Annotated in this window: 17 protein-coding genes; 14 read left to right on the top strand and 3 right to left on the bottom strand. The window is 69.2% G+C overall.

Annotation, left to right across the window (positions count from 1 at the left end):
- Window positions 1-6: 6 nt before the first annotated feature.
- On the bottom strand, window positions 7-1404 hold the full coding sequence (locus R2707_19505) for a HAMP domain-containing sensor histidine kinase (GenBank protein ID MEZ5247282.1): 1398 nt from the start codon (window positions 1402-1404) through the stop codon (window positions 7-9).
- 25 nt (window positions 1405-1429) lie between these two features.
- Window positions 1430-2107 (bottom strand): response regulator transcription factor, encoded by a 678-nt coding sequence (locus R2707_19500; GenBank protein ID MEZ5247281.1) that lies wholly within the window; start codon window positions 2105-2107, stop codon window positions 1430-1432.
- Between the two features lie 93 nt (window positions 2108-2200).
- On the opposite strand from R2707_19500, the gene R2707_19495 reads away from it, so the two are divergent.
- The 7 genes from R2707_19495 to R2707_19465 are packed head-to-tail and all read left to right on the top strand — an operon-like array spanning window position 2201 to window position 10198.
- On the top strand, window positions 2201-2926 hold the full coding sequence (locus R2707_19495) for a hemolysin III family protein (protein ID MEZ5247280.1): 726 nt from the start codon (window positions 2201-2203) through the stop codon (window positions 2924-2926).
- Between the two features lie 44 nt (window positions 2927-2970).
- Window positions 2971-3795: a 5'/3'-nucleotidase SurE gene (locus tag R2707_19490; GenBank protein ID MEZ5247279.1), complete on the top strand. Its 825-nt coding sequence runs from the start codon at window positions 2971-2973 to the stop codon at window positions 3793-3795.
- A gap of 6 nt (window positions 3796-3801) precedes the next feature.
- The gene (locus R2707_19485) at window positions 3802-5754 is read left to right on the top strand and encodes an ABC-F family ATP-binding cassette domain-containing protein (protein MEZ5247278.1); all 1953 of its coding nucleotides are present in this window, start codon (window positions 3802-3804) and stop codon (window positions 5752-5754) included.
- Between the two features lie 60 nt (window positions 5755-5814).
- Window positions 5815-6096 carry a hypothetical protein gene (locus R2707_19480; GenBank protein ID MEZ5247277.1) on the top strand — a complete coding sequence of 94 codons (282 nt, stop codon included), beginning with the start codon at window positions 5815-5817 and terminating at the stop codon, window positions 6094-6096.
- Between the two features lie 59 nt (window positions 6097-6155).
- Window positions 6156-7154 carry a nucleoside hydrolase gene (locus R2707_19475; GenBank protein MEZ5247276.1) on the top strand — a complete coding sequence of 333 codons (999 nt, stop codon included), beginning with the start codon at window positions 6156-6158 and terminating at the stop codon, window positions 7152-7154.
- Window positions 7147-9108 (top strand): acetoacetate--CoA ligase, encoded by a 1962-nt coding sequence (locus R2707_19470; protein MEZ5247275.1) that lies wholly within the window; start codon window positions 7147-7149, stop codon window positions 9106-9108. Before R2707_19475 ends, R2707_19470 begins: the two co-directional genes overlap by 8 nt.
- A gap of 10 nt (window positions 9109-9118) precedes the next feature.
- Window positions 9119-10198 (top strand): phosphotransferase, encoded by a 1080-nt coding sequence (locus R2707_19465; protein ID MEZ5247274.1) that lies wholly within the window; start codon window positions 9119-9121, stop codon window positions 10196-10198.
- Here R2707_19465 and rarD read toward each other — a convergent pair.
- Window positions 10191-11081 (bottom strand): EamA family transporter RarD, encoded by an 891-nt coding sequence (rarD, locus tag R2707_19460; protein ID MEZ5247273.1) that lies wholly within the window; start codon window positions 11079-11081, stop codon window positions 10191-10193. The two genes, R2707_19465 and rarD, sit on opposite strands and share 8 nt — an antisense overlap.
- A gap of 138 nt (window positions 11082-11219) precedes the next feature.
- Here rarD and R2707_19455 point away from each other — a divergent pair, with 138 nt between their 5' ends.
- The 7 genes from R2707_19455 to R2707_19425 all read left to right on the top strand — a co-directional run bounded on the left by R2707_19455 (window position 11220) and on the right by R2707_19425 (window position 17968).
- Window positions 11220-12701, top strand: coding sequence for an ATP-dependent DNA ligase (locus R2707_19455; GenBank protein ID MEZ5247272.1), 1482 nt, complete (start codon window positions 11220-11222; stop codon window positions 12699-12701).
- A 57-nt stretch (window positions 12702-12758) separates the two neighbouring features.
- Window positions 12759-13016 carry a DUF3039 domain-containing protein gene (locus R2707_19450; protein ID MEZ5247271.1) on the top strand — a complete coding sequence of 86 codons (258 nt, stop codon included), beginning with the start codon at window positions 12759-12761 and terminating at the stop codon, window positions 13014-13016.
- A gap of 26 nt (window positions 13017-13042) precedes the next feature.
- Complete coding sequence (locus R2707_19445; GenBank protein ID MEZ5247270.1) at window positions 13043-13960, top strand: TIGR03564 family F420-dependent LLM class oxidoreductase; 918 nt, start codon at window positions 13043-13045, stop codon at window positions 13958-13960.
- Window positions 13961-14033: 73 nt separating this feature from the next.
- Entirely contained in the window at window positions 14034-15872 is a 1839-nt protein-coding gene (locus tag R2707_19440; GenBank protein MEZ5247269.1) for a sensor domain-containing diguanylate cyclase, read from the top strand.
- 84 nt (window positions 15873-15956) lie between these two features.
- Window positions 15957-16403, top strand: a complete 447-nt coding sequence (locus tag R2707_19435) for a flavodoxin family protein (protein ID MEZ5247268.1) — start codon at window positions 15957-15959, stop codon at window positions 16401-16403.
- Window positions 16400-17476 carry a hypothetical protein gene (locus tag R2707_19430; GenBank protein MEZ5247267.1) on the top strand — a complete coding sequence of 359 codons (1077 nt, stop codon included), beginning with the start codon at window positions 16400-16402 and terminating at the stop codon, window positions 17474-17476. The genes R2707_19435 and R2707_19430 overlap by 4 nt, the downstream gene beginning before the upstream one ends.
- A gap of 102 nt (window positions 17477-17578) precedes the next feature.
- On the top strand, window positions 17579-17968 hold the full coding sequence (locus R2707_19425) for a hypothetical protein (protein MEZ5247266.1): 390 nt from the start codon (window positions 17579-17581) through the stop codon (window positions 17966-17968).
- Window positions 17969-17975: the final 7 nt, after the last annotated feature.

Raw genomic sequence — 17975 nt, 5'->3', positions numbered from 1 at the left:
ACACGGTCATCCGTCGACGGTCGGGATCACGAGACCGATGGCGGCGCCGCCGTCGGGTGATGGCCCGGCGAACACCGAACCACCGTGGGCGTCGGCGACCTGGCGCACGATCGCGAGGCCCAGCCCGGAACCCGGCAGCGTCCGGCTCGACTCGAGACGGTGGAACCGGTCGAAGATCCGATCCCGGTCCTCTTCGGGAATCCCGGGACCGCGGTCGTGAACCGTCAGTCGGCCGGCGTCGACCTCCACGCGGATCGGCGACCCGGGAGGTGAGAACTTCGCCGCGTTGTCGACCAGGTTTCGCACCGCACGCGCGATCGCATCGGGACGGGCCTCGACCACCACGGAGCGCGTCGTGACGACGTCGATCTCCCGGCCGGTACGTCGCCGGGCCCGCTCGACGACCGTCTCCGCCACCTCCGACAGCGTGAGGGGGGCCAGGTCCTCGTCATCGCGCACGTCGGTGGCGAGATCGACGAGCTCGGCCACGAGATCGCTCAGCTCACCGAGCTCCGCATCGAGATCGGCGACGACCGCATCACGATCCTCGTCCGACAGCACATGGCCGCGTCGCAGCACGTCGACATTGGTCCGCAGGCTCGTCAGCGGGGTGCGCAGTTCGTGCGACGCGTCCATCACCAGCTGGCGCTGCTGGCGCCGCGACGACGACAGCGCATCGAGCATCGACGTGAAGCTCGCCGACAGCCGCCCGACCTCGTCCCCACCCGATGTCGCCGCCACCCCCCGATCGAGGTCACCGGTGCGGGCCACGTACTCGGTCGCCTCGGTGAGCTCCGTGATCGGCCGCACCGTCCGCCCGGCCAGGAACCACGCCACGATCCCGGCCCCGAGGATCGCGGCCAGACCGATCGCGAGCGTCCGCGCCCTCAGCGACGCGAGCACGGCGTCGACCTCGTCGAGCGAACGCGCGTACTGGACGAAACCCAGATTCGGCAACGACCTCGTGACCACCCTGACGTCGCCGTCGGCAGCCGTGCCGTTCGACAACACCGGACCCGAACGCGCCTGCTCCAGGAGCGCCGGGTCGGTCGCCGCGTCGAACGCGGCGTCGAGGACCAACCGGACCTCACCCGACTCGTCGAGCACCCGCGCCAACACATCGAACCCCACCGTCCGCCCGAAGGGATCGGTGCGGCCACCTCGGAGACGAGAACCGAGATCCCCGAAACGCTCGAACTGCTGGAGCCGCGCCAGGTCCTCGTCCGAGATCGGCCGCGCCTGCGCACCTTCCGGGCGCAGCGCCTCGGCCCGCCCCACCAGATCGGCATCGATCTCACCCACCAGCGCCGACTGGGTGCTGCGATGCACGAACACCCCGACCACGAGCACGACCGCAGCGACGACCACCGCGACCACCACGACGATCCGAACCCGCAAGCTCACTGCTCGCCCTCCCGGGCGACGGTACTCATTGCTCGCCCTCCCGGGCGACGTAACCCAACCCGCGGACGGTGTGGACCAGACGCGAACCGCCGTCCGCCTCGAGCTTCTTGCGCAGATACCCCACATAGACGTCGAGCGTCTTCGACTCGGAGTCGAGCTCACCACCCCACACGCGCTCGTAGAGCACATCCCGGCCGAGCACGACTCCGGCATTGCGCACCAGCACCTCGAGGAGGTCGAACTCCGTTCGGCTCAGATCGAGGACCCGACCGCCACGGTCGACCCGCCGACCTTCGAGGTCCATCACCAGGTCGCCCAATGACAGGCCGCCGTCGTCCACGACCGCGCTGCGTAGCCGAGCGCGAACCCGCGCCAGCAGCTCTTCGAGGGCGAACGGCTTGACGAGATAATCGTCGGCTCCGGCATCGAGCCCCGCCACGCGATCGCCGACCTCGTGACGAGCGGTGAGCATCAGGATCGGCGTGTCATCGCCTCGCGCCCGGATCGTCCGACACACGGTGAGCCCATCGACGTTGGGCATCGACACGTCGAGCAGCAACAGGTCGGCGCGACGGTCGCGTTGCAGCTCGAGGGCTCGGGCGCCGTCGTTCGCCGTGACCACCTCGTAGCCCTCCAGCTGGAGTGCCCGATCGAGGCTGTCGCGAACTCGACGGTCGTCCTCGGCGATCAGGATGGTGGGCACGCGACCAGCGTCGCACACGATGGTGAGAGAACAGTGAGACCGCCGACGCGACAACGCCCCTCATAGTCACGTCGAAACAGCCGAGCCTTGGCCATGACTTCGCGCTCGACGCAGCTCGAGACGACGGCGCCGCACCGGTCCCGCGGAATCACGACGCCCGTGTGTCGCCTGGGTATCGACGGTCTCCCCGTGCCCCGCCTTCGGGGCCGGATCCACGAGATCGCCGTCGCCCCGCTCGCCCTCGCGGGGACCGTCGCCGGCCTCGACGCACCCACCGCCGCCTCCCGCGTCGCGCTGGCCATCTTCACGGGATCGACCATCGCGATGCTTTCGGCGTCGGCCACCTACCACTGCCATTCCCACACATTCGAACGCAAGCTCGCAACGCGCCGCCTCGACCATGCGATGATCCATGCCGCGATCGCCGGGGCCCAGACCGCCTACTGGATGCTCGTCGCTCCCCCGGTCGTCGCCACCGTGGCGATCATCACCGTCTGGCTGCTCGCCGGAGCCGGCATGATCCACAAGCTCAGCCGCCTCACCCTGGCCGGTGCCGCGAGCAGCCGACTCTACGTGGCACTCGGATGGACGGGAATCGCGATGGTCCCCTTCCTCATCCGGGCCGACGACCCGCTCGTTTTCGGTGCGGTACTGGCCGGCGGGCTGGTCTACACCGTCGGCGGCGTGATCCTCGCCGGACGACATCTCGACCTGTGGCCCCGGGTCTTCGGCTACCACGAAGTCTGGCATCTGATGGTCGTGATCGGTGCCATCGCCCACTTCGCGGGACTCGTTCGTCTCTCGGCAACCCTGACGTAACCGGGAGTCATCTCGCGCCAACGGCACACCGATAGGGTCAGCGGGTGCGAATTCTGGTGACCAACGACGACGGCATCGACTCGATCGGACTCCATGTGCTCGCCCGGGCCATGAAACCGTTCGGCGATGTGGTGATCGCCGCCCCCGACGAGGAGTACTCGGGATATGGCGCGGCCATCGGTTCGATCTGGCTGATGAAGCCCGAAGTGCATCGCACGCACATCGACGGGATCGACGAAGCGTGGGCAGTCACCGGCGCTCCGGCGCTGTGTGCGATGTTCGCCCGTCTCGGGGCCTTCGGCGACATCGACCTGGTCGTGTCGGGCATCAACCCGGGCGCCAACGTCGGACGCAGCGTCTACCACTCCGGCACCGTCGGCGCCTGCCTCACCGCCCGCAACGGTGGCATCAGCGCCGTCGCCGTCAGCCAGTCGGTCGACTCCTGGGGGGTCGAGGGGCAGGCGATGGAGGCGGTGCTCGAGAACCAGCAGTGGCAGGGGGCCGCCGATGTCGCCGCCGTCGTGGTCGAGCAGCTCCTCGCCGACCTGCCCACCCAACCCGTCGTCGCCAACATCAACGTGCCCAACCTCCCCGCCGCCGAGATGAAGGGCTGGCGCCGGACCGATGTCGGCACCGCGCCTCCCCGGTCCATGGCCCAGGCGTCGCTCACCCCGAAGAAGGGGCACGACGGCGCGTTCCACGTCGAGATGTCGTGGGGTGATGCACTCCAGACACCGTCGAGCGACGACACCGGCGCGGTCATGGACGGCTATGCGTCGCTCACCTGGCTCGGAGCGCTCGAAGCCGTCACCCCCGAGCCGAGCGCCGCACACGAGGCCGAAGCCGCGCTCGAGACCTACTTCTCCTGAGTCGCAGTGCTGACCGCCAGCGGAATCTCGCGCTCCTACGGTCCCCGGACACTCTTCGAGGACGTCACCCTGCAGCTCAGCGCGGGGCGACGGATCGCGCTCGTCGGCGGCAACGGCACGGGCAAGACGTCACTCATCGAGATCCTCGTCGGCGACGCCGATCCCGACACCGGCTCGATCACGCGCCCGCGCGACATGGTGCTCGGCTACCTGCCCCAGGACCTCGTCGACACCGCCACCGGCACGGTGATGGAGGAGGTGCTGGCCGGCGCCGGTGAGCTCACCGCACTCTCCGACCGGCTCCACGAGCTCGAAGCGCTCATGGGTGACCCCGAGGCCGACCAGGACAAGGTGCTCTCCGACTACGGCGACGTACAGGGACGTTTCGAGGCGATGGGTGGCTACGCCCTCGAGGCCGAGGCCCACAAGGTGCTCGCCGGCCTCGGCTTCAAGGACGCGGCGGTCAACCGGCCGGTCCGCGAACTCTCGGGTGGATGGCGGATGCGTGTGGCCCTGGGCCGGCTGCTGCTCGCGAAGCCCGACGTGCTCATCCTCGACGAGCCGACCAACCATCTCGACGTCGACTCCGTGGCCTGGCTCGAACAGCAGCTCGCGACCTGGCCCGGTGCCCTCCTCTTCGTCAGCCACGACCGCGATTTCATCGATGCCGTCGCCGACCGGGTGGTCGAGCTCGCCGAGGGCACTGCCCTCGAGTACGTGGGCGGCTTCGCCGAGTTCGTGGTGCAGCGCGAGGAACGACTGCAACGAATCGAGGCCGCCGCGGCGCGCCAGGCCCGCCAGATCGCGAAGGTCGAGCAGTTCGTCGACCGGTTCCGCTACAAGGCGACGAAGGCCCGTCAGGTCCAGAGCCGCATCAAGACCCTCGAGAAGCTCGAGAAGATCGAGGTACCGACCCGCAAGGAGCTGATCGCCCGGTTCAGCTTCCCCGAACCTCCCCGCTCATCGCGGACCGTGGCGGAGTTCCATGACGCGACGGTCGGCTACGAGACCGGCGTCCCCGTCGTCTCCCACGTGTCACTCGCGATCGAGCGGGGGCAGACCGTTGCGCTCGTCGGGCCCAACGGCGGCGGCAAGACGACCTTGCTCAAGCTGATCCTCGGCGACCTCGCTGCGACCGACGGGACGGCCGAGCTCGGCAACAACGTCTCGGTCGCCACGTTTCATCAACACCAGGCCGACGAACTCGATCTCGACAAGACGGTCATCGAGGCGTTCTCCGGCGGGATCGACGCAGGCAAGCGCAACCTGCGCACCGTGCTGGGCTCGTTCGGCTTCCCGGGCGACGCCGCCGATCGACACGTCCGCGACCTCTCCGGCGGCGAGCGCACGCGACTCGCGCTGGCCCGCACGATGATCGAGCCGGTCAATCTCCTCGTGCTCGACGAACCGACGAACCATCTCGATCTGCCGAGCTGCGACGTGCTCGAGGACGCCCTCACCGCCTACCCCGGCACAGTGCTCCTGGTCACCCACGATCGCCACCTCATCCGCAATGTCGCCGATGCCCTCATCGAGGTGCGCGACGGCACGGCCACCTGGCACACCGGTGTGCCCGACGACGTCTTGACCCCACCCGACCCCAACAAGGTCAACAGCGGCAAGGGTCTGACCGGCAGGGGTTCGACCGGGAACAGTTCGACCGATGATCGGGCTGCCCGCAGTGACGGGTCCAAGGGTGGGCCACAACGCCAGAAGGCCCCGAACCGTCAGGGTTCGTCGGAGCTGCGCAAGCGCGTCAACAAGCTCGAGAAGGACCTCGAGAAGACGGAGGCGCGCGTGGCCGAACTCCACGACCAGCTCGCCGACCCCGACATCTACGACCAACCCGAGGAAGTCCATCGGCTTGCCACCGAACACGAGCGCCTCCAGCAGAGAGCGGCTGCGCTCCTCGAGCAGTGGACGGCCGCGGCGGAGCAACTCGAGGACAACGGGACCTAGGTCCCTAACCGACCCCTCCCGACGATGCCCACCATCCAAGTGGGAACCGAAGGAGGATCCATGACCGACAACCGCTCCACCCCGCTGTTCGACGACGACGGCAAGCTCCGCATGCATCGCTTCATCGTGGCCACGATCAGCTCCGCGTTCGTCATCGCCGCCGCAGTCGCGGTCGCGATGCACACCGCCGATCCGTCCGGTGGTTGGAACGTGGCGCTCGGCGTCGGTGCGATGATCGGATTCTGGACCGGCCCGCTCGCCGGCGCGCTCATCGGCAACGGGTTCCACGAGATCATGGCGGACCGCGCCGAAGCGCACCACGCTCCCTCGTCGGCCTCGTAGGCTCGGCCGGGCGGCGGGCACCCGATGCCCATCCGACCCAGGGGTTACCGTGGCGTTCCATGACGCTGCCACCGCGGCCGGACGGGCCACTCCGGGTCATCATCGACACCGACACCGCCAACGAGATCGACGACCAGTTCGCGCTCGCGTGGGCGCTCATGTCCCCCGACCGTCTGTCGATCGAGGCCATCCATGCAGCACCCTTCTGCCATGGGCACTACTTCGAGGTCGTCGACGCCGCCGCCCAACGACGGGGCGGCGAGCGCACCCGGATGGAACGGCTCAGCGCGCACATCGGCCCCCAGCGACGGTCCAGGATGCGGGACGAACGCTCGGCCGAGCACGGCGAGCGGCGCTCCCGTGAGGAGATCCAGCGGGTTCTCGACGCGATGGATCTCGATGTGCCGCCCCCGGTGGTGGCCGGCAGCACCCGCTTCATGGCGTCGCCGACCGACATCGTGGAGAGCGATGCCGCCCGCAATCTGATCACCCGTGCCCACCACGGCGACGGCCCGCTCTACGTGGCCACGATCGGCGCGCCGACCAATGTCGCCGCCGCGCTGCTCATCGACCCGTCGATCGCCGAGAAACTCGTCGTGATCTTCCTGGCCGGCTATCCGTCGGCGTCGCCGCACGCCGACGACAGCTTCAACCTCGTCCAGGACCGGCACGCGTCCAACGTGTTGTTCGAGTCGGGGGTGCCGCTCCTCTATCAGCCCGGCTACCACGTGGCCGAGGTGCTCGGCTTCTCGCTCCCCGACAGCGAACGCTGGCTCGAGGGCCACGGGGCGCTCGGCGACCTCCTCCACGAGATCTACCGCACCAACCCGATCGACGGCGATGTCGATCGGGTCGGACGGAGTTGGGTGCTCTGGGACATCATCGCGATCGCGTGGCTGCTCGATCCCGCCTGGGTGCCGACATTCGAGACGACGAGGGCCCGGGTCGACGATCGCCACACCTGGCAACCGGTCGAGGGCCGGATGCACGAGGCCTACCGGGTCGAGCGCAACGACATCTTCGGCGACTTCCTCGCGAAGCTCCACGCACGTGCCTGAGCCGATCTGGACGCCCGACCCCGAGCGCGCGTCGGCGACCGAGATGGCCCGATTCGCGGCAGCCCATGGCCATCGCGACTACACGGCGCTGCACGCCTGGTCGGTCGGGGATCCCGAGGGGTTCTGGGCAGCCGCCTGGGACGACCTCGGCGTCGTCGGTGAGCGCGGCGAACGAACCCTCGTCCGCGGCACGGAGCTCATCGACACGCGCTTCTTCCCCGATGCCCGGCTCAACGTGGCCGAGAACCTTCTCGCCCACCGCGGCCCAGAACCGGCCCTCGTGTTCCACTCCGAGGACGACTCGATCATCCGCGTGTTCAGCCGCGACGAACTCCGTCTCATGGTCGGTCGCCTCCAGGCGGCGCTCATCCGCGTCGGCGTCGTCGAGGGCGACCGGGTCGCCGCGTGGATGCCCAACATCCCGGAGACCTACGCACTCATGCTCGCGGCCGCCGCGATCGGCGCAACGTTCTCGTCGACCTCACCCGACTTCGGTGTCGACGGAGTGGTCGACCGCTTCGATCAGGTCGAGCCGAAGGTGTTGTTCGCGTGTGACGGCTACCTCTACGGCGGCAAGGTCCACGACCGACTCGGTTCGCTGCCCGAGATCGTCGCTGCCTTGCCGAGCGTCGAGCAGGTCGTGATCGTGCCCTTCTTCGGCGGCGGCACGACCGGCGACGTTCCGGACGCGGTCATGCTCGACGACTTCGTTGCCGGGATCGAGCCGCAGGAACCCGTCTTCACGGCACTGCCGTTCGATCACCCGTGGTACGTGCTGTTCAGCTCGGGGACCACGGGCAAGCCCAAGTGCATCGTCCACCGGGCCGGTGGGGTCCTTCTGAAGCATCTCGTCGAACACCGACTCCACTGCGATGTCGGGCCCGGCGACCGCGTGTTCTACTTCACGACCGCCGGCTGGATGATGTGGAACTGGCTCGCCTCCGGTCTGGCCTCGGGCGCGACCCTCGTGTTGTACGACGGGTCACCGTTCCACCCGGACGGCAATCGACTCTTCGACCTGGTCGACGCGACCGGCATCACCCTCTTCGGCACGTCGGCCAAGTTCATCGAGGCGCTCGGAAAGTCGGGGCTGCGGCCGATCGACACGCACGACCTGTCGACGGTGCGCACCATCACCTCCACCGGCTCGACGCTCGTCCCGGAGGGCTTCGAGACCGTCTACGACGCGGTCAAACGCGACGTGCACCTCGCGTCTATCTCGGGCGGCACCGACCTCTGCGGTTGCCTCGTCGCCGGCGACCCGACGTCGCCGGTCCACGCCGGCGAGATCCAGCGTCCCGCCCTCGGACTCGCGATCGACGTGGTCGACGAGCTCGGCAACCCCGTGCCGGTGGGCGTGAGAGGCGAGCTCGTGTGTGCCAACGCGTTCCCCTCGATGCCGCTCGGCTTTCACGACGACCCCGGCGACCGTCGCTACCGCGCGGCCTATTTCGAACGCATGCCCGGCATGTGGCACCAGGGCGACTTCGCCGAGTGGACCGAGGCCGGCGGGATCGTCATCCACGGCCGCAGCGACGCCACGCTCAATCCCGGTGGAGTCCGCATCGGCACCGCTGAGATCTACCGCCAGGTCGACAAGGTGCCCGAGGTCCTCGAGGCGATCGTCGTCGGCCAGCAGATCGACGGCGACACACGGGTCGTCCTGTTCGTGGTGCTCCGCGACGGCACGACGCTCGACGACGAGCTGACCCGGCGCATCAGGGCGGAGGTCAGAGCCGGAGCCACGCCACGCCACGTCCCGGCGGTCGTCGGCCAGGTCACCGAGATCCCCCGCACCCGCAGCGGCAAGATCGTCGAACTGGCGGTCCGGGCCGTCGTGCACGGCGACGACGTGGCGAACACCGAGGCGCTCGCGAATCCGGAGGCGCTGGAGCAGTTCCGTGACCACCCGGCACTGCGGCGGGATCGGGCGCATCGGGAGTCCGGATCGTAGAGTCTCGCCCATGGCCGAATCCGCGAAATCCGTCAGCCCCGCCATCATCGACGACCCCGCCGACGTCACGGCCCTCTGGCTCGGCCAGGTCCTGGCGAGCTGTGGCCACGAGGTCGCCATCTCGTCGATCCACCGTGAGTCCGTGGGGACCGGGCAGATGGCCCACAACGAACGCTACCGATTCACCTTCGACGGCGACGCCGGCGATGCCCCGGGATCGGTGGTCATCAAGTTCCCGTCTCCCAGCGAGGAGAGCCGCGCCGCGGGCGGGTCCGGTGGCTATCGCAACGAGGTGCGCTTCTACACCGATCTCGCGGCCGACCTCTCGGTCGTCGTCCCCGGTTGTCTCCACGGCGCCGTGTCCGACGACTCGACCTCGTTCACCCTGGTCCTCGAGGACCTCGCGCCGGCCCGGCAGGGAGATCAGATCGACGGCGCATCCGATGACCAGATCCTGCTCGCGGTCGAGAACCTCGCCGGCCTCCACGCCCCGCGGTGGGGCGACCCGACACTCGCCGACATCGATTGGCTCCAGTCGAGCGGCGGCGAAGCAGTCGCCTATGTCGAGCTCTTCACACCGATGTTCATCGATCGCTACCAGCACCGGCTGAGTGATCGGGCCCGCATGGTGTTCCAGGAGTTCGGCGCGAAGTCGGCCGCATGGATCGAACGCGAGCCGTCCATCCCCACGCTGGTCCACGGCGACTACCGACTCGACAACCTCATGTTCGGCACCTCGTTCGGCGGTGCGCCGGTGACCGCGGTCGACTGGCAGACCATCGGGGTCGGGTGCGGTCTCCGCGATGTGGCGTATCTCCTGGGCAACTCGGCCGAGCCCGAGCATCGTCGTCGGCACGAAGCCGAGGCGCTCGAACGCTACCGGGTCGCCATGGCTGGTCTCGGGGTCGATCTCTCGACCGACGAGGTGATGGCCATGTACCGGCACGGCGCCTTCCAGGGGCCGTTCATCACCATGCTCGGCTCGATCGCCGTCGGTCAGACCGATCGCGGCGACGACATGTTCATGGTGATGGCCGAGCGCTCGGCCGCCCAGATCGTCGATCTCGACGCGCTCGACGTGATCAGCTGATCGCGAGACGACGCGTCGCCCCACGCGCCACCCGGAGCTGGTCGACGACGAAGACGCCGAGCGCCGCCCAGATGACGACGAAACCGACGGCCTGACCTCCGCTCCACGGTTCGTGCCAGACCACGGCGCCGAGCACGAACTGGATGGTCGGCGCGATGAACTGGAGCATGCCGACCAACCACAGCTCGATCTGGCGCGCCGCGGTGGCGAAGAGCAACAGGGGCGCGGCCGTCACCACACCGGCGCCGACGAGCCAGAGGTTCAGCCCCGGCGACGATGTCGTGAAGACGCTGTCGCCGCTGCCGACGTGCACGAGCAGGGCGACGAGTGCGAATGGGACGAGCACGAACATCTCGAGCGTCAGCCCGTCGAGCGAACCGGCCGGCGAGGTCTTGCGCACGAGCCCGTAGAGGGCGAAGGTGCCGGCAAGGAAGAGGGAGACCCAGGGAACCGTGCCGACGTCGATCGCGAGTACGACCACGCCGACGGCGGCGATCGCCACGGCCACGAGCGACCCCGTACGCAGGCGCTCGTTCAGGACGACCACGCCGAGCACCACACTCACCAGCGGGTTGATGAAGTAGCCGAGGCTCGCCTCGAGCACACGGTCGTCGTTGACCGCCCACACGAACACGAGCCAGTTCGCCGCGAGCAGCGTCGCCGTGAGCACGAACATCATCCGGGCGCGGCGATCGGCAACCAGCGTGCGCAACCGGCCGAACGTGTGGTTCGCGAACTGGGCGGCGACGAGGAAGACCAGGCTGGTCAGGACGCGATGGATCACGATGTCGCCGGCGGCGACCGAGTCGACCGATCGCCAATAGATCGGCGAGATGCCCCAGAGCACGTATGCCGTCGCTCCGAGCGCCACGCCACGGTTCATTCCGGCACGCTATCGCTGCTGATCGAGCACCCCGGCCAGGAATCCGCCGATCCCGGACGAGCAGGTTGTCGCGATCCCGACTCTGCCACGGTCACCCGGTGCACGGACCGAGACACCCCGGCGCGCGACACTGCCCGGGTGCAACTCGCCGACCTCGTCGCCGCCACCGCCGACGTCGCCGCGACCCGCGCCCGAACGGAGAAGATCGCCCGGCTGGCCGAGCTGCTCCGCACGGCCACGGCCGACGAGATCGCCGTGGTGGTCGGGCTCGTGTCGGGCGAACCCCACCAGGGACGGATCGGGGTGGGTTGGGCGACCGTGCGCGACGTCCCCGCGGGGACGGCTCTCGAGTCGACCCGCAGCGTCGCCGAACTCGACGGGCTGCTCGACGAGATCGCTCACATGCACGGCGAGGGCTCCCAGGGCGGCCGCATCTCGCGCCTCACCGAGTTCCTCGCCGGCACGACGGCGGACGAGGCCGACTTCGTCCGCCGCCTGCTGATCGGCGAACTCCGCCAGGGTGCCAACGCGGGCATCGTCACCGACGCGGTGGCGAAGGCGACCGGGGTTCCCGCAGCCGTCCTGCGCCGGGCGGTGATGCTCTCGGGCGATCTCGGTGTTGCGGCGGAGATCGCCGCCCGCGGCGGCCGAACCGGTCTCGAGGAGGTCGGGCTCGAGCTCCAGCGGCCCATCCAGCCGATGCTGGCGAGCACGGCCAAGAGCGTCGCCGAGGCGATCGGGGAGGTCGGCCGGAGCTCGGTGGAGTGGAAGCTCGACGGCGTTCGGATCCAGGTCCACAAGGAGGGCGACACCGTCCGCGTGTGGACCCGGAACCTCAACGAGATCACGGCCGGTGTCCCCGAGGTGATCCGGGTCGTGGAGGGCTTCGCCGCCCACTCGCTGGTCCTCGACGGCGAAGTGCTCGGTGTCGACGAGCAGGGCAGCCCGTTGAAGTTCCAGGACACGATGCGCCACGAGTCGACGACCGCACCGTTCTTCTTCGACCTGCTCCATCACGACGGCGACGACCTGCTCGATGCACCCCTCGAGGCGCGGCTGCACCGCCTCGCCCGTGCCGTCGGCGAACGGAAGATCCCCGGGACGATCACCGATTCGGCCGACGACGCACAGGCCGTGCTCGACGAGGCCCTCGCCCGTGGCCACGAGGGCGTCCTCGTGAAGGCGATCGGCTCGCCCTACCAGGCAGGGCGACGAGGCAAGACCTGGCGCAAGGTGAAACCGGTCCATACGCTCGACCTCGTCGTGCTCGCGGTGGAGCACGGCAGCGGCCGCCGTCAGGGGTGGCTGAGCAACATCCACATGGGAGCGCGGGATCCGGCGACGGGGGGATTCGTGATGGTCGGCAAGACCTTCAAGGGGATGACCGACGACATGTTGCGTTGGCAGACCGAACGCTTCCGAGAACTCGCCGTCGACGACGACGGATGGCAGGTGACCCTGCGCCCGGAGCAGGTGGTCGAGGTCGCCGTCGACGGCGTCCAGCGATCGACCAGGTACCCGGGAGGTGTCGCCCTGCGCTTCGCCCGCGTCGTGCGCTACCGCGACGACAAGTCGCCGGAGCACGCCGACACCATCGACACCGTGCGAGCACTCGGATGACCCGGGCCATCGACATCGACGATGCCGAGATCGTCGCGGAGCGGGCAGACTAGGGCCATGCCGGACCTCGCCCCGCTCGAAACGACGACGATCAGGGAGGAGACGGTCACCCACCCGGTGACCGACGATGGCGACCACGACCGTTTCGCCCACTACGCCCGCAAGGCCGACATCACCAAGGCGACGGTCGAGGGCACACCCGTCGTCGCGATCTGCGGCAAGGTGTGGGTGCCGAGCCGCGATCCGTCGAAGTACCCGATCTGCAAGACCTGCGCCGAGATCAAGGCCAAACTCGACGCCCGCAAGCGCAACTAGGCGCCACAAGGCCAACGGGGGACACCATGAAGATCTCGATCAACGGCAGCTCCGAGCTGATCCATTCCGACATTGCTCGCCTCGTCGCCCACGCCGAGAAGGCGGCGGCCGACGAGATGGCGGGCTGGTGGCTCGCCCAGGTCGGCCTCATCGACGCGCTCACCGTCCTCGCGCTCGCCGGCGCCCGCACCGGCGACATGGAGCTCGGCACCGCGGTCAACGCGACGTTCCCGATCCATCCGACTGCCCTCGCCGCCAAGACCCTCACCACCCAGGCAGCGGTCGCCGGCCGCGTCACCCTGGGGCTCGGCGTCAACCATGCGCCGGTCGTCGACCACACGTGGGGCATGAACTTCGACAAGCCGATCCGCCACATGCGCGACTATCTGTCGTGCCTCCAACCGCTCCTGGAGAACGGCACAGCCGACTATGCCGGCGAGGACTACACGGCGCGATTCGACGGCACGCGGCCGACCGACCGGACCCCGGGCCTGATGCTCGCCGCCATGGGGGCACAGATGCTGAAGATCGCCGGCAGCCGCGCCGACGGCACGCTGCTGTGGATGACCGGCGAGAAGGCGATCGCGACCCACGTCGCCCCCCGGATCAACGAAGCCGCCGAGGCAGCGGGCCGGCCGGCGCCCCGTGTCGTCTGCTCGCTCCCGATCGCCGTCACCGACGACGAGGGCGCCATGCGCGACTTCGTGGGCCAGATACTCACGCACTACGGCGATCTCCCCTCCTATCGGGCCATGCTCGATCTCGACGGCCATGCCGGCCCGGGCGACGCGATGATCTGTGGCGACGAGGCATCCGTACGCCAACAGCTCAGTGCTCTCGAAGCCGCCGGGGCGACGGAGTTCGCCGCCGCGGAGATCGGAGCCAGCAGCGAAGACTTCGCCCGCACCCGCAGCCTGCTCCGCGAGATCAACCGTTCGACCTGAGCACACGGTGCCGCGGCCGAGAACCGCCGTGATCGGCGGTTGAGTCCGGGCGTTTGCTGCCGATGGAGAGGACATGTCTTCGCGCACCGCGGAAACCGGCCGCTCCCGTGCGGTCCCGTTCCTCGTCCTCGCACTGCTGCTTCTCGCGGCCTTGACGAGTCCCGTGCGCGCCGCAGAAGGCCCGTCGCCGGCACCCATCGGGCTCGACCTCGACATCAGCGAGGAAGACGCCTTCGCGGCCATGGACCAGCTCTTTCTCACAGCCGAACCATGGGACCTCGATCCCGACCTCGAATTCGAGGTCCTCGACCGGCTCCTGCTCGAGATCGCGCTGATCGACCATCTCGACGGCTTCATCGCCAGGGATCTGTTCGTCGTCGACGACATCCATGACGCCTACGCGCCCTGGCTCGACGTCGCACCGGCGACGACCGCCGCGTTCCTGTTCGAGGTCGACGACGACCTCGCCGATCTCGGCGACGAGGTCGGCGCGGAGCTCGGCGCCGTCCCCGCGATGGCCGAGGCGCTGGACGAGATCGCGCCCGCGCTGCGCGATGGGCTCAGCCGCGGCGACAGGGGCATCGTGCCCGTCGCCCCCTACATCCGGGCACTCGACGAGATCCTGAGCTTCGGCAACGCCGACGCCCTCTTGGCGCTCGGCGCGCCCAACGCTGCCGTCATCGCCGAGCTCCCGTTCGTGCTGCCGGCCTTTGCTCAGCCGTTCGCGCTCGACGGACTGCGTATCGGCGCCGACCGCCTCGTGACCGACGCCCCGGCGCCCACCGTCGCGCCGACGGTCGACACCTTCGCGGAGGGTGGGCCCGATCCGATCGCCGAAGTCCGACCGGCGGCCGTTTCCACCGGCGTCGACGATCCGTCGGACACCGGCTCGCCGTGGTTCGTCATCGGCGCGATCGCCGGCAGCGGAATGCTTGTCGGCATCCTCGTCGCATGGGCACTCCTCCGTCGCGGTCGACGACGCGACGACTCCCGGGTCACCGAGCAGGTGTTCGAAGCACACCGTCGACTGTCCACCGCCCGCGGTGAGGCGGAGATCGCCGACATCGTCGGCATCGATGCAGCGAAGATCACGGGCGCGAGCGATGCCACCATCTTCCGCCACACGTCCGAGGGTCTCCGACGCATCGGAGACTCGGTCGTCGTGGTCTCCTCCGCCCTGCACCGGGTCGTCGAGACCGCCCAACCGCTCATCGCCGTACTCGACGATGATCCCGCAGTCGGCTCGGCGGCCGTCTGCGCAGTCCCGCTCGTCACCGACGGCAGGGTCACGGCAGTCCTCGTCGTGCGGCGGCCCGACGCACGTCCCTTCGGCAACGAGGCTCGCCGACGACTCGAGTTGCTCGCCCCAGCGCTCGGCGGTGCACTCGCATCGGCCGACACGCTCGGTTCGTTCGAACACATGGCCCTGGTGGACGGCCTCACGTCGCTCGGCAACCGCCGCCGACTCGACGGCGATCTCGAGACGACCTTGAACGAGGCGGCCGCGTCCGATCTCACGGTTGCCTTCGCCATGATCGACGTCGACCACTTCAAGCACTTCAACGACACCCATGGCCACGAAGCGGGTGACCGTGCGCTTCAGACCGTGGCGAGAGTGATCGCCGACACCGTACGGGCGACCGACATCGTCTATCGGTACGGCGGCGAGGAGTTCTCGGTGCTGTTGCCCGGAGCCGCCGTCGAGGAAGCGGCCGCGGTCGGCGAACGGATACGGGCCGCCGTGGAGGCTGCCCGTATCGATGGCGAGGAGTCACAGCCGGGCGGTCGGCTCACCGTCTCGGTCGGGATCTCCACCCTCGAGAGCGGCAACGCCCAGGGGCTCAAGACCCGGGCCGACGAGGCGCTCTACGACGCCAAGGCACGCGGCCGCAACTGTGCCGTGGTCGCGTGAACCGAACCGTGCGCGCGGGCCGCTGACCTGCCAGGATCACGGGACGACACGCCCGTGTCGTCACCGGTATCCCAGGAGTTTCACGTGAAGGTCGCCGTCGTCTACGAGAGCCGTACCGGCAACACCGCCCGCGCCGCCGAGATGATCGGCGCTGCCGCGCAAGAGCTGGGCCACGAGGTCGGCGTCTGGCCGTCGCGCAAGGCGAACCTCGATTTCTTGAAGGACGCCGACATGGTCTTCGTCGGCACCTGGACCGACGGCATCGTCATCGGCGGCCACCGGCCGGGCGACGCCGGCCGTCTCCTCGACCTCCCGGGCATCTGGGGCAAGCCGACGGCGGGCTTCCTCACCTACGCGCTCCATGCCGGAAAGGTCGTCGACGGGCTCGCCGACGTCGTGAAGCTGCGCGGCGGCGACTGGATCGGCGGCAACGTCTTCAAGCGCAACAAGCTCCCGGCCGGCATCGCCGGCTTCGTCGTCGCGGCACTCGATGCCGCGGAAGCCCGCCTCGGCACCACGGCGGACGCGTGACCGACGCGAAGAAGGTCGTCGTCTGGGGCACCGGCAACGTCGGTCGGACCGCCCTGCGCACGGTGCTCGCCCATCGTGGGCTCGAGCTCGTCGATGTCATCGTGAGCAATCCGGCCAAGGTCGGGCGCGATGCGGGGGTGTTGGCCGGCATCGACCCGGTCGGTGTCGTCGCGACCGACGACGCCGCGGCGGTGCTGGCCCGGCGGCCCGACGCGGTCGTCTACGCGGCGAGCGGCGACACCCGTCCCGACGCAGCGCTCGACGACGTTCTCGCCTGCCTGCGGGCCGGGGCGAGCGTCGTCACCCCGGCGATCTACGGACTGCTCCACCCGCCCACGGCGAACCCGCAGCTGCTGGCTCGCGTCGACGCCGCGTGCGCCGAGGGCGGCAGCAGCATCTACGTCTCGGGAATCGACCCGGGGTGGGCCCAGGACATCCTGCCGCTGCTCGTGAGCGGTGTCGGTGGGCGCATCGACGAGATCCGGGTCCAGGAGCTCTTCGACTACTCGACCTACGACGCGCCCGAGATCGTGCGCGAGGTGATCGGGTTCGGCAAACCACTCGACCAGCTGCCGCCCATGCTGATCCCGACGGTTCCCACGATGATCTGGGGTCCGATGATCCACACGATGGCCGACGGTCTCGGTGTCACCGTCGACGACATCACCGAGTCGATCGAACGCCTCGAGCTCGACGCCGCGGTCGACACCGTGCAGGGGCGATTCGATGCCGGCACCCAGGGAGCCTTCCGGTTCGAGGTCACCGGGATGGTCGAGGGCGTGCCGCGGCTCGTCGTCGAACACATCACGCGTATCTCACCCGAACTGGCGCCCGACTGGCCGACACCGGCCCCCGGCAAGACGGGTGAGCACCGGCTGATCATCGAGGGCAGCCCACGGATCGAGATGTCGATCCACGCGACCGACGGCAGCGACAACCCGGCCGACGGCGGCAACGCCACCGCCGCGGCTCGACTGGTCAACGCCATCCCCGCGGTCATCGCGGCCGAGAACCGGACCCTGGGAACGCTCGATCTCCCGCCGGTCGTCGGTGGAGGGCTCAGCCGACCCTGAACCGTCGGCGGTTTCGACGTTGCAGCTTGGTGACGATCGGGAACTTCCTGGTGACGCGCGGCGTCCAACGGTGAGACCCTCTCTTGCGAGGCCACTCCCCCCATGCGTACTCATCTCCAAGGCATCGCCCTTCTCGGACTTCTCGTCGCTGCCCTCTGGGGCATGACCCGGCTCGCATCGCCCACGCTCAGCCGGGCCTTCGGTGACGACGGCGCCGTGCTGGCCGACGGTGGCGACGTCGTCGATCTCGTGGTCGACGACGTGCCCGAGCTCCCACTCGACGACGAGGAGCGGGCCCGCCTCCAGTTCCACCTCGTGCTGGAGGGTTTCCTCGACGATGTCTCGCAGGTCGACGGCATCATCGGAGACCGGACCCGGGCAGCCATCGCCGAAGCGGCAGCCGCATGGGGCCTCGACGATCCGACCGATCGCGAGTTCCTCACCTTCGCCGACGAGCGCTCCGACGGCACTCCCCTGTTCGGCGGTTCGTGAACGTACC

This window comes from Acidimicrobiales bacterium (assembly GCA_041394245.1).
GTDB lineage: Bacteria > Actinomycetota > Acidimicrobiia > Acidimicrobiales > Aldehydirespiratoraceae > JAJRXC01.
The sequence above is the reverse complement of the archived record's forward strand: the minus strand, read 5'-3'. Positions and strand labels throughout refer to the sequence as shown.

Coding starts and splice junctions, on each gene's coding strand:
- R2707_19440 (MEZ5247269.1), top strand. CDS start 14,034: ATGTCTTCGCGCACCGCGGAAACCGGCCGCTCCCGTGCGGTCCCGTTC.
- R2707_19475 (MEZ5247276.1), top strand. CDS start 6,156: ATGACGCTGCCACCGCGGCCGGACGGGCCACTCCGGGTCATCATCGAC.
- R2707_19450 (MEZ5247271.1), top strand. CDS start 12,759: ATGCCGGACCTCGCCCCGCTCGAAACGACGACGATCAGGGAGGAGACG.
- R2707_19480 (MEZ5247277.1), top strand. CDS start 5,815: ATGACCGACAACCGCTCCACCCCGCTGTTCGACGACGACGGCAAGCTC.
- R2707_19425 (MEZ5247266.1), top strand. CDS start 17,579: ATGCGTACTCATCTCCAAGGCATCGCCCTTCTCGGACTTCTCGTCGCT.
- R2707_19465 (MEZ5247274.1), top strand. CDS start 9,119: ATGGCCGAATCCGCGAAATCCGTCAGCCCCGCCATCATCGACGACCCC.
- R2707_19495 (MEZ5247280.1), top strand. CDS start 2,201: ATGACTTCGCGCTCGACGCAGCTCGAGACGACGGCGCCGCACCGGTCC.
- R2707_19445 (MEZ5247270.1), top strand. CDS start 13,043: ATGAAGATCTCGATCAACGGCAGCTCCGAGCTGATCCATTCCGACATT.
- rarD (MEZ5247273.1), bottom strand. CDS start 11,081: ATGAACCGTGGCGTGGCGCTCGGAGCGACGGCATACGTGCTCTGGGGC.